This window comes from Acidimicrobiales bacterium, assembly GCA_036399815.1.
Classification (GTDB): domain Bacteria; phylum Actinomycetota; class Acidimicrobiia; order Acidimicrobiales; family DASWMK01; genus DASWMK01.
In genome coordinates, this window is sequence record DASWMK010000059.1 from 1 (window position 1) to 11618 (window position 11618).

An 11618-nucleotide genomic window follows, 5' to 3' on the forward strand; every position below is an offset into this window, starting at 1 on the left:
CGTCGAAGTCGTAGAGGTCGGCGGTGGACGGGCGGTCGGGGTCGAGGGCGCCGAGGCGGAGCTCGTCGTCGTCGGCCAGCCGGGTCGGGTCGAAGTCGCCCTCGTCCCAGTCCTCGGGCTGGTCCCGCCAGCGGGGCCCGCCGGAGGCGGCGAACGACGACCACGCCGCCAGGTCGTCGTCGTCCTCGTCGAGGGGCTGGTCGGCGAGCACCCTCGGCACCTCGCCGGTCGGCGGGTCGGTCCAGGGCGGCAGCGGCGTCGAGCCGGTGGTCGGCCGGGCGACGAAGGGGTTGTCGACGTCGTCGTCGTCCGGCAGCGGCTGGCCGGGGACGAGGTCGTCCTCCCACCCGGCGGCCAGGTCGCCGGTCGGGTCGAGGACGGGCTCCTCGGGCGCCGGCTCCGGGACGGGCTCGGGCGCCGGCCTCCTCGCCGAGGTGGCGCCGACCGGCCCGGACGGCGGGACCGGCGGCGGGGGCGGCACGATCGGCGGGCGCTCGACGGCCGTCGGGTCGGCGGTGCCGGACAGCGGGAACCGCAGGGTGGGCCGGGGCCCGCCCTCGGGCGGCGGCGGCGGGCGGTCGCCGAAGCGGGGCATGTCGTCGCCCCGCCGCTTCACGACGTCACCGCGCTCGATGGCCTCGGCGGCCTCGTCCGCGCCGATGATCCTGACCCCCTCCCCCGGGTCCTTGGGCCGAGCCCCACCGGGGCGGGGCGGGTCGCCACGGCCGGCGCCGGCGCCCCTCGGCTGCGCCCCCGACCGTCGCTCCTCGTCCGGCTGGCCGCCGGTGTCCTGGTCCACGACCACCTCCCCTGGGTGCCGTCGCTGTCGCCCCCGCGCTGGCGGGTGCGGGCCGTCGTCGGTGCCCGGCGCTCCGCGTCGAGCGCCGGTGCGGCTCACACCTCCAGCAGCTCCTGCTCCTTGTGCTCGAACGCGGCGTCCACCTCGGCCACGTACTGGTGCGTGAGCTTGTCGAGCTGCTTCTCGGCCCGCTCCAGCTCGTCCGCCGAGATCTCGCGGTCGTGCTCGAGGGCCTCCAGCTCGTGGCGAGCGGCGCGGCGCAGGTTGCGGATGGCGACCCGCCCCTCCTCGGCCATGTGCTTGACCACCTTCACGAGGTCCTTGCGCCGCTCGGCGGTGAGCGGCGGGAAGTTCAGGCGGATCACGTTGCCGTCGTTGCTCGGGTTGATCCCGAGGTCGGAGTTGCGGATGGCGCGCTCGATGGCGTTCATGGCGCCCCGGTCGTACGGGGCGACGAGCAGCTGCCGGGCCTCCGGCACCGTGAAGCCGGCGAGCTGCTGGAGCGGCACCTCGGTGCCGTAGTAGTCGACGGTGATCTTCTCGACGAGCGCCGGGGACGCCCGACCGGTCCGCACGCTCGAGAACTCGCTGCGGGTGTGCGCCACCGCCTTCTTCATGCGCTCGGTCGTGTCCTGGATGATGTCGTCCACGGTCATCCCGGCGCCGCTCCTCGTCACCGCACCAGGGTACCGACCGGGCGACCCTCGAGGATGGAACGGATGTTGCCGTCCCTCAGCAGGTCGAACACGACGATCGGCAGGTGGCGGTCCATGCAGAACGTGATGGCCGTGGAGTCCATCACCCGCAGGCCCCGGTTCAGCACGTCCATGTAGCTCACCTCGTCGTAGCGGGTGGCGTCGGGGTCGCGCTTGGGGTCGGCGGTGTACACGCCGTCGACCCCCGAGTGGGTGCCCTTGAGGATGGCCTCGGCCTCGATCTCCGCGGCCCGCAGCGCGGCGGTCGTGTCCGTCGTGAAGAACGGGTTCCCGGTGCCGCTGGCGAGGATCACGACCCGCCCCTTCTCGAGGTGGCGGATGGCGCGGCGCCGGATGTACGGCTCGGCCACCTGCTCCATCTTGATGGCGGTCATCACCCGCGTGGGCTGCTTGGCCCGCTCGAGCGCGTCCTGCAGGGCGAGGGCATTGATGACCGTCGCCAGCATGCCCATGTAGTCCGCCTGGGCGGCGTCCATGCCGGCGCCATCCTGCTGGCCGCGCCAGATGTTCCCGCCGCCGACCACGACCGCCACGTCGACGTGCAGCAGCTGGCGGACCTCGACGATCTGCGCCGCGATGCGCTCGACGGTCGGCTTGTGGATGTGGGCGTCGTCGGCGGCGAACGCCTCACCGGAGAGCTTGAGGACGATCCGCCGCCAACGGACCGGCGGCTCGGTGCCCTGCCCGTCGCCCTCGCTGCCGTTCCCGTTGCGGCCGTTCCATCCGCTCACGTCGCTCAGCTACCCACCACGACCTGGGCGAAGCGCACGACGGTGGCGTCGCCGAGCAGCTGGGCCACCGTCCGCTTCTCGTCGCGGACGTAGGGCTGCTCGAGCAGCACCCGGTCCTTGAACCAACCGGTCAGCCGGCCCTCGACGATCTTCTCCATCGCCGCCTCGGGCTTGCCCTCGGACCTCGTGATCGTCTCGAGCGTGGTCCGCTCGGCGGCCACCTCGTCGGCCGGCACGTCCTCGCGCCGCACGTAGGGCGGCCGGGCGAAGGCGATGTGCACGGCGACGTCGTGGGCGAGGTCGCGGGTCCCGCCGGCGAGCTCGACGAGGACGGCGTTGACCCCGCGCTCGCTCTGGATGTGGAGGTAGCTGTCGAGCACGTGGTCGGGTGCCGCCTCGAAGCGCACGACCTGGCCGACCTCGATGTTCTCCTTGAGCGTGATCCGCAGGTCGTCCACCGCGTCCTTGCGCTCGGCGACGGCGCTCTCGCCCTTGGCGACGACCAGCTGCACCAGCTCGTCGAGCAGGTTGGTGAACCCCTCGGACTTGGCGACGAAGTCGGTCTCGCAGCGCAGCTGGACGATCGCCCCGACGTTCCCGTCGACGCTCACCGCCACGGCGCCCTGCTCGTTGGCGCGGCCGCTGCGGGACTCGGCCTTGATGATCCCCTTCTCGCGCAGCCACTTCTTGGCCGCTTCCATGTCCCCGCCGTTCTCCTGCAGGGCCTTCTTCGCGTCCATCATCCCGACGCCCGTGGCCTGGCGGAGGGCCTGGACGTCCTTGGCGCTGAACTCGGGCATGGGGGCTCGTTACTCCTGGCTGGGGCCGGCGACCGCGGCGGCATCGCCGCTGTCGTCCGGCGTGGCGGACGTGGCGGGCGCGCCGTCGTCGGACGCGGCGGCCGGGGCGGCGCCACCCGCCGGGGCGGGGGTGCCGGCCTCGGCGACGTCGGCGCCGGCGTCGGCGTCGGACGGGGAGGTGGGATCGGCGCCGCCGGCCTCCTGGCCGCGGCCGGCGCGCACCTGGGCGGCGAGGCGGGCCTCGCGCTCCTGGGCCTGGAGGGCGGCCTGGCGGCGGGCCTCGGCCTGCTGGGCGGCCCTGGCCGCCTCCTGCTCCTCGGACCTCGCCGGGGCGGGACCGGCGCCGTCACCGCCGCCGCGGCGGGAGGCGATGTAGCGGCCCTCCTGGACGGCGTCGGCGATGATGCGGCACATCAGGGTGCCGGAGCGGATGGCGTCGTCGTTGCCCGGGATGACGTACTGGATGAGGTCCGGGTCGCAGTTCGTGTCGACGACGGCGACGATCGGGACACCGAGCTTGTTCGCCTCGGTGACGGCGATGTGCTCCTTCTTGGTGTCGAGGATGAACACCGCCTCGGGGCGCTTCTTCATGTGCTGGATGCCACCGAGGTTGCGCTCGAGCTTCTCGAGCTCGCGCCCGATGATCAGCGCCTCCTTCTTGGGCATCGCCTCGAACTCGCCCGAGGCGCGCATGCGCTGGTACTCCTGCATCTTCGCCACCCGCTTCGAGATCGTCTCGAAGTTGGTGAGCATCCCGCCGAGCCACCGCTCGTTGACGTACGGCATGCCGCACTTCTCGGCGTAGGACTGGATCGGGTCCTGGGCCTGCTTCTTGGTGCCCACGAAGAGGATCGACCCGTCGTCGGCGACCAGGTCGCGGACGAACGAGTAGGCGGTCTCGATGCGCCGCAGCGTCTGCTGCAGGTCGATGATGTAGATGCCGTTGCGCTCGCCGAAGATGAACCGCTTCATCTTCGGGTTCCAGCGGCGCGTCTGGTGGCCGAAGTGGACGCCGGCCTCCAGCAGCTGCTTCATGGTCACGACGGGCGCCATGACTCGCTCCCTTCCCATCGGTTCGTCGAGGCCCGTGCCCTGCGCCGAGGCGGCGACCGTGGGGAGGCACGGGTGGTGGTTGGTCGGGCCCACCGGCGGCAGGCCTCGGGGGAGTCTAGCGGAGGCCCTCCGTCGCCCGGCCAGCCGCGGCCGGGCGCGCGGCGGGGCGCACCGCCACGCCACGGCCGGCGTCGTCGCCGCCACCCGGCCGGCGCGCGGCCGGTCGAGTCTCCCGCAATGTCGCCGTGCGCGCGACCAGCCGTTCCCGCATGGCGCGCCCGGCACGGCGGTGCGGCGGCGGCTGGCCGAGCCTCCTGCGGCGTCCCCGTGCGGTCGACCAGGCGGCCCCCTGGCGGCGACCGTCACCACGGTGCGGGGGCGATCGCTCGAAACACCCTCGGCGTCGCGGCGCGCCCGACGAGGCGACCTCCTGGCGGCGTCCGTCACGGCGGTGCGGCCGCGACGGCCAGGCCGGTGGACGCGGCGGCGAGGCCGAGCACGTCCTCGCCGAGGGAGATCGCCTCTGCGGTGACCGCATCCCGCACCACGTCGGCGAGCGACTCGCAGGTCGGCGCCATGCCGGCGAGCGCGAGCGCGATCTCCCTCGTCGCCTCCGGCGTGCCGGGGAGGCGGTCGTGCGCGGTCGGCCCGCCCACCGGCACCACGGCGAGTGCCGCGCCGGCCAGCGCCGACCGCGCCGTCGGCACGACGAGGTCGCCCCGCGCCGCGATCGAGACGGCCTTGACGCCGGCCGGCGGCGGGCGGCCGGCGAGCCCGGCGACCACGTCGGACGTCTCCGCCAACTCGGCGATCGCCGGCGACCTCGCGTCCAGGTCGAGGCCGAGCAGCGCCGACAGGCCGCCGAGGGCGGACGCGCCCGCGGTCGACACGCCGGCCGCGGCGACGGCGGTCGCGAGGTCGGCGCCGCCGTGCGGCGTGCCGAGGGTGACCAGCACGGCCGGCAACGCCGGAGCGCCGGCTCGGGATGCGAGGTCGTCGAGCGCCAGCCGGGCGACGAGGCCGCCCTGCGAGTGGGCGATCACGTCGACGGGGACCCCGGGCGCGGCGGTCGCGATCGCCGTGAGCAGGTCGGCCAGGGCGGCACCGGACGCGGCGAGGTCGCGCTGGGTGTCCGCCGGCGTGTAGGCCGTCGCCGGCACGGTCGTGAGCCCGTCGGTGGGGTCGGGGGTGCGACCGCCGGCGTAGCTGAAGCGGACCACGTCGGCCGGCGCGTACCCGAGGGCCGCCGTGTCGACGGTGTCGACGGCGGCGTCGAGGCTCGACGACCCCAGCCCACCGACGAGGACGGCGATGCGCCGGCCCGAGGTCGGTGGTGGCGACCGGTCCGGTGGGGTGCACGACTGCCGCGCCGCCCGCCACCGCCCGACCGCGTCGGCCACGGCCGCCACGTGCGGCACGGGGTCGAGCGCCAGGACCTCGTGGAGGACGGCCCGCCACGAGCCCGCGGCCGCCCGGCCGGACGACGCCAGGCGGGCGGGGAGCGCCGCCGCCCGGTCCCGCAGCCACGCCAGTGCGCCGGCGGCCGGCCATCGGTGCTCGGCCGACAGGGCGGCGAGCGCGCGGCGTTCGTCGCCCGCCGACACGCCGTCGCCCTCGAGCGGGACGAGGTGGACGGCGGGCGGCCCGCCGCCGAGCAGGAGCGCGGGGTCGACGTACTCGTCGCCGACCCGGGCCCCGAAGAACAGGCGAGGCCCGGCCGTGCCGACGACGTCGCCCTGCCGGACATCGTCGCCTTCGTGGACGGCGATCGTGGCGAGGAACGAATAGCTCGTGCGGATGCCGTCGGCGTGGAGGACGGTGACGTGGAGGCTGCCGGCGACCTGGCCGGCGAACACCACCTCCCCGTCCGCGGCCGCCCGGACGTCCGTGCCGGGTGCGGTCGCGTACTCGAGGCCGCGGTTCCCGGCGGCGAACGGGGTCGGGGGCGGGCGGAAGGCGTCGACGACCGGCGCGTCGACCGGCGGGACGTAGCGGACGGTCGCCTCGGCGGCCGACGGACGGGCGGCGACGGCCGCGACGACGGCGGCGACGACGAGTGCGATCGCGACGAGGGCGCGTGGCATGGGCACTCCATCCGGGGAGCGGTACGAGCGGGGGAAGTGGCGGCCGGGCCGCGGCGCGGCACGAGGGGGAAGCGCCGGTCGGCCCGACGGGCGCGCCGGGGTAAGCGCTGTGGCGCCGCGACGCGGCACGCAGCGGAAGTGCCCGACGGCGCGCCCGAGTGAGTGCTCCACTGTCGCGACGCGGCACGCACGGGAAATGCCTCCGACCGGCCCGACGGGCGCGCCGGACTGAGCGCTCCACTGCCGCGAAACGGCACGCGAGGGAAGTGCCCGGACCCGCCCGACGGGCGCGCCAGGGTGAGCGCTCCCGCGTCGCGACGCGGCACGAGGGGGAAGGGTCCCGCACCGGCCGGCGGGCGCGCCGGGGCGGCGGCCTTGGTGCCCCGGCGGGGCACGAGCGGATCGTCGGGGGAAGCGGTGCCGGTCAGCCGCGCCCCGGGCTCACGACGACCGGCGATCGTGAGCCCGGGCGCGGGACGTCAGTCGCGCGACGAGGGGAAGTCGCTGCGGCCGCCGGTCGACGCCCGGGCCCTGGACGTGGACGGCGACGGCGAACGAGGCGGGGGAAGCAGCGGACGGGCCGGCCGGTCCCGATCCGCTGCGCGGCATCGTACCCGAGGGGTGTGACAGCTTCGGACGCCGACCCGGGCTCGCTCGCCCGCCGTCGCCCCGGCCACGCCCGCCGCCGGTGCCGGCACGGCGAGCCCGGGGTGGCCGCGCCCGGCGCCGTCAGGCCAAACGCTCGGACAGCCCGGCCAGGTCGGCCTGGAACTCCGCCGGCGCGTGGGCGCGGACGAGGTCGAGCCACGACCGGACCTGCCCGGTGACGGCCGCGGCGTCGTAGGCGGCCGGCGCCCGCGCCGCGCCCTCCGCACCGGCGGGCTGGAGCAGGGACACCACGTTCATCGCCGACAGCAGCGCGGCTTCCTGGCTGTCGAACCAGTCCGTCCACCCGCCCGCGAACAGCAGCCCGTCCCGCCCCTGGAACGCGCCCAGCTGGTCCCGGAGCGCGATGAAGTCCGTGGTCGGGAGGGGGACGTCGTGGACGTGGGAGTAGAACGTGTCGGCGCAGCTGGACATGTCCAGGTCAGGCGAGCCCCACGACTTGAACACCGGGATGAGCAGGTCGCCGTCGTAGGGCGGCCGGAGCGGCCCGAACCAGGCGCTGAAGGTCACCGCCTGGTTGGCGGTGTCGGCCAGGGTCGTCACGCCTTCCCAGTACGACTCGTCGCTCGGCATCCAGCAGGCGCCGTTCTGCTGGAGGACGATCGAGAGGTCGAGGTACTGCTCCCCCAGCTCCTGGAGGAGGACGACCAGGTCGCTCGGTGCCGTGCCGCCCGCGGCGAGCAGCGCGCCGGACGCGGCGGGGTCGCAGGCCAGCACGACGTGCTGCGCGGTGATCGTCGTGCCGTCCACCGTGACGGTCACCCCGTCCTCGCCCGGCGCGACGGCGGTGACCGGCGAGCTGGTCTGCGCGACGACCCCCGACTGCGCCAGTGCCTGCTCGAGGATGCCGAGCAGGCCGATCATGCTCTGGTTGGTCTGGAACAGCGGGATGCTGGCGGGGTCGGCCGTGGCCGCCGACCCGGTCGACGGGGTGCCGAACACGCTGCGGACGAAGTAGGTGGTGGCGTAGACGGCCGACGCCTCGCCGATGCGCGGGTACGGGAGCGACACGAACTGGTAGAGGAAGTTGAGGATCACGTCCTGCTGGAACGAGTCGTCGAGCGGCACGTCGGCGAGCCAGTCGCTCACGCTCAAGGACCAGTCCGGGTCGGAGGACGCGTTCAGCAGCGCGGCCGCCACGAGGAACTCCCCGAACTCGATCAGCCGGCGCCAGTCGGCGACCGTGTACCGCGAGAGGCCGCCGACCGTCGACGGCACCCACAGGAGCCGCCGGTCGGTGGCCGCGTCCCAGATCGTGATGCCGGCGGGAAACAGCGGGATCTGGTCGTCGAGGCCGAGCTCGCCGATGAGGTTCAGGTAGTTGGGCTGGGCCTTGCCGTAGAAGAACTGCGCCCCGGCGTCGATGACGTAGGTCTGCCCGCCGTACTCCACGTCGACGGACGAGACGTTGCCGCCGATCGTGGGCCCGGCCTCGAACAGGCGGATGTCGAACTGCCCCGGGTAGCTCTTCTGGATCTCGTAGGCCGTGAACACCCCGGCCGCCCCGGCGCCCACGATCACGACCGTGGGAGCACCCGCCCCGCCGCCTGTTCCCACCGGTTCTCCTCGCGCCGTCACGACCCGCCCGCACGGCGAGCGTACCTGCACCGACGGCGGCGGCTCGCCGGCGCCACCGGCGTGGGGGACCGGTCCGGCGCCCCCGGCGTGGTCCTGCCGGTCAGGCCGGCTCGCGCTCGGCCGCGGTGATCCTGGAGCGCAGCTGGAGCACGGCCTTGGTGTGGATCTGGCAGACCCGGCTCTCGGTCACCCCGAGCACCTCGCCGATCTCGGCCAGGGTCAGCCCCTCGTAGTAGTAGAGGGTGAGGACGATCTTCTCCCGCTCGGGCATGCGGTTGATCGCGGCGGCGAGGATCTGGCGCATCTCCTCGACCTCGTAGGCGGCGACCGGGCCGTGGCCGGCGTCGGCGATGGTGTCGCCGAGGGTCACGGACTCGCCCCGCTCGGCCCCCGACGACAGCATCTCGTCCAGCGCCACGAGGCCGACGAAGGAGATCTGGCTGAGCGTCGCCTGGAGCTGGTCCTCGCTCATGTCGAGCTCGGCCGCCACCTCCTCGTCGCTCGGGGTGCGGTGCAGCTCGGCCTCGAGCTTGGCGTAGGCGTGCTCGAGCGAGCGGGCCTTCGCCCGCACCGACCGCGGCACCCAGTCGATCGAGCGGAGCTCGTCGAGGATCGCCCCCTTGATGCGGGCGATGGCGTAGGTCTCGAACTTGTAGCCCCTGGCCGGGTCGAACTTGTCGATGGCGTCGATGAGGCCGAAGATGCCGTAGCTGACGAGGTCCGCCTGCTCGACGCTCTGCGGGAGGCCCACCGCCACCCGGCCGGCCACGTACTTGACGAGCGGCGAGTAGTGGAGGATCAGCTGGTCACGGAGGTCCGGGCGCGCGGCGTCCTTGTACGCCGACCACAGGCGCTCGATGTGCGCGGCGTCGTCCACGCTGCTCCTAACCACGAGGGTGTGAGCTTTCAACCACGGACCGTAGCCGCTCCCTGCTGACGTGCGTGTAGAGCTGCGTGGTAGCCAGATCGGCGTGGCCGAGCAGCTCTTGAACGGCGCGGAGGTCGGCGCCCCCGTCGAGCAGGTGGGTGGCGAAGGTGTGGCGGAGCGCGTGGGGGTGGGTGGGGACCGGTGAGCGGCGGTCGAGGAGGCGCCGGACGTCCCTCGGCCCGAGCCGGCGGCCCCTGCGGTTGAGGAACAGCGCGTCTGGCGGCGTGGCCTCGGTGACCATCGCCGGGCGGCCCCGCTCGACCCACCCGGCCAGCGCCTCGGCGGCCGGCTCGCCGAGCGGCACCTGCCGCGTCCGGCTCCCCTTCCCGAGGACGCGGACGGCGTGGCGGCGGAGGTCGACGTCGCCCAGGTCGATCCCGCACAGCTCGGCGACCCGCAGGCCGCTGCCGTAGAGCAGCTCGAGGACGGCGTCGTCCCGGAGGCGCACGGCGTCGTCGTCGCCGTCGACCTTCGCCGGCGGGTCGTCCAGGAGGGCGGCGACCTCCTCCCTGCGCAGGACGTGGGGCAGGCGGGCGTCGCCCTTGGGCGCCGAGAGGCCGGCGGCCGGGTCGGCGGCGATCGCGCCCGTGCGCCGCAGCCAGGCGAAGTAGCGCCGCAGCGAGGACGCCTTGCGGGCGATCGTCCGCCGTGCGTACCGCCGGGTGCCGAGGTAGGCGAGGTAGCGACGGAGGACCCGGCGGTCGACGGCCTCGGGGCCCGGGAGCGGGACGCGCTCGGCCCAGGCCGCGAAGTCCCGGACGTCGCGCCCGTAGGCCTCCTTGGTCGCTGCCGCGAGCGCCGTCAGCGACTGCTCGAACTCGTCGACCCGCCACGCCACACGGCCACGGTACCGACCGCCCCGGACGCCGAGCGGGACGGCGGGCAGGAGCGCTCGGAGCGCGCCGCGGGACGGTCTGATACGTGGTGAATGCCACGCCCCGCGGCCATTGACACGCGCACTGTGCGCGGATGCAATCGCCGGCGGGCGCCGAGGGACGGCGCCGGTGGCACGGGCAAGGGGGGCCGTTGATCCGCGACGCCGACGTCGGGATCCGGGAGTGGCTGGCGCCGGCGCTCGACGGTGCCGACGTCTCCTTCGAGGCGCCGACCGTCGCCGCCGAGGGCCGGGGCGTGTCCGTCCACCTCCTCGACCTCCTCGACGCGCCCCCGCACCGCGGTCCCGACCGCCCGCCGGTGCAGGTCGCGCTGCGCTACCTGCTGACCGCCTGGGCGCCGACGGCCGAGGAGCGCCACGACCTGCTCGGCGCGGCGATCGTCGCCGCCGCCGACCAGCCCACCGTCGACCTCGACCTCGCACCGGTGGCGCCCGAGCTGTGGCAGGCGCTCGGCGTCGCGCCCCAGCCCTGCGTGCGCCTCCGGGTCGTCGCCCGCTCGGCCCGGCCGGTCGCCCCGGCCCCGCCCGTCCGCCAGCCGCTCGTGCTCCGCGCCGCCGGCGCCACCCGGCTCGACGGCACCGTGATCGGCCCGGGCGACGCCGGGCTGGCCGGCGCCCTCGTCGAGCTGCCGTCGCTCGCCCGGTCGACGACGACCGACGGCGCCGGCCGGTTCTCGTTCGCCAGGGTGCCCGACGCGCCCGCCACGACCGTCCTCGTCGCCCGGGCCAAGGGACGCGAGGTGGCCGTGCGGGTCGCCGTCGGCCCCGATCCCGTCGTCGTCCACCTCGACCCACTCGGAGGCTGACCCAATGGCCGTCAACTACCGGACGCCCGGGATCTACGTGGAGGAGCTGCCGGGCGGGCCACGGCCCATCGAGGCCGTCGGCACCAGCACCGCCGGCTTCGTCGGGGTTGCGCCGCTCGCCGACGCGCCGAGGGACACCGCCGTCGCCATCGGCAACTGGTCGCAGTTCGTGCGCACCTTCGTCGGCGATTCGACGACGGTGACGCCGCTCGTCAGCGCCGTCTTCGGGTTCTTCCAGAACGGCGGGCGGCGGTGCTACGTGGTCAACGTCGGCGAGGGCGAGCCGATCGCCGGCGGGCGCCGCCGGCGCGGGCTCGACGTGCTGGCCCAGGTCGACGAGGTCGCCATCGTCGCCGCGCCCGGCTACGTCGACGCCGCGTCGCACGACGCCCTCCTCGGGCACTGCGAGTCGCTGCGGGACCGGGTCGCCATCCTCGACCTGCCGGCCGACGTGGCGGACCTGGGGACGCTGACGCGGGTCGAGAGCGTGGCGGCGGAGGGGCCGTCGGCGCCCGCGGCGACGACCGGGGCGGGCGACGAGGAGGAGGGGCGGCCGGCCGGC

11 protein-coding genes are annotated in these 11618 nt (G+C 75.1%); 2 read left to right on the top strand and 9 right to left on the bottom strand.

Going from position 1 to position 11618, the window contains the following annotated elements; translation table 11 throughout:
- The 9 genes from VGB14_04650 to VGB14_04690 form a co-directional block, all read right to left on the bottom strand.
- A partial coding sequence (locus VGB14_04650) for a hypothetical protein (protein HEX9992198.1) occupies positions 1-799 on the bottom strand: 799 nt, incomplete at its 3' end.
- A gap of 95 nt (positions 800-894) precedes the next feature.
- On the bottom strand, positions 895-1476 hold the full coding sequence (gene frr, locus VGB14_04655; GenBank protein ID HEX9992199.1) for a ribosome recycling factor: 582 nt from the start codon (positions 1474-1476) through the stop codon (positions 895-897).
- Positions 1473-2246: a UMP kinase gene (pyrH, locus tag VGB14_04660; GenBank protein HEX9992200.1), complete on the bottom strand. Its 774-nt coding sequence runs from the start codon at positions 2244-2246 to the stop codon at positions 1473-1475. The genes frr and pyrH overlap by 4 nt, the downstream gene beginning before the upstream one ends.
- Positions 2247-2251: 5 nt before the next feature.
- Positions 2252-3046 (bottom strand): translation elongation factor Ts, encoded by a 795-nt coding sequence (gene tsf / locus VGB14_04665; GenBank protein ID HEX9992201.1) that lies wholly within the window; start codon positions 3044-3046, stop codon positions 2252-2254.
- A gap of 9 nt (positions 3047-3055) precedes the next feature.
- Entirely contained in the window at positions 3056-4099 is a 1044-nt protein-coding gene (gene rpsB / locus VGB14_04670) for a 30S ribosomal protein S2 (protein HEX9992202.1), read from the bottom strand.
- A gap of 443 nt (positions 4100-4542) precedes the next feature.
- Positions 4543-6183 (bottom strand): peptidoglycan DD-metalloendopeptidase family protein, encoded by a 1641-nt coding sequence (locus tag VGB14_04675; protein HEX9992203.1) that lies wholly within the window; start codon positions 6181-6183, stop codon positions 4543-4545.
- A gap of 729 nt (positions 6184-6912) precedes the next feature.
- On the bottom strand, positions 6913-8364 hold the full coding sequence (locus VGB14_04680) for an FAD-dependent oxidoreductase (GenBank protein HEX9992204.1): 1452 nt from the start codon (positions 8362-8364) through the stop codon (positions 6913-6915).
- 163 nt (positions 8365-8527) lie between these two features.
- The gene (gene whiG, locus VGB14_04685) at positions 8528-9304 is read right to left on the bottom strand and encodes an RNA polymerase sigma factor WhiG (protein HEX9992205.1); all 777 of its coding nucleotides are present in this window, start codon (positions 9302-9304) and stop codon (positions 8528-8530) included.
- Between the two features lie 7 nt (positions 9305-9311).
- Entirely contained in the window at positions 9312-10193 is an 882-nt protein-coding gene (locus tag VGB14_04690) for a tyrosine-type recombinase/integrase (GenBank protein HEX9992206.1), read from the bottom strand.
- A gap of 188 nt (positions 10194-10381) precedes the next feature.
- Here VGB14_04690 and VGB14_04695 point away from each other — a divergent pair, with 188 nt between their 5' ends.
- Positions 10382-11056 carry a Pvc16 family protein gene (locus tag VGB14_04695; protein HEX9992207.1) on the top strand — a complete coding sequence of 225 codons (675 nt, stop codon included), beginning with the start codon at positions 10382-10384 and terminating at the stop codon, positions 11054-11056.
- Between the two features lie 4 nt (positions 11057-11060).
- Positions 11061-11618 (top strand): hypothetical protein (locus VGB14_04700; GenBank protein ID HEX9992208.1); only part of this gene is annotated, 558 nt, incomplete at its 3' end.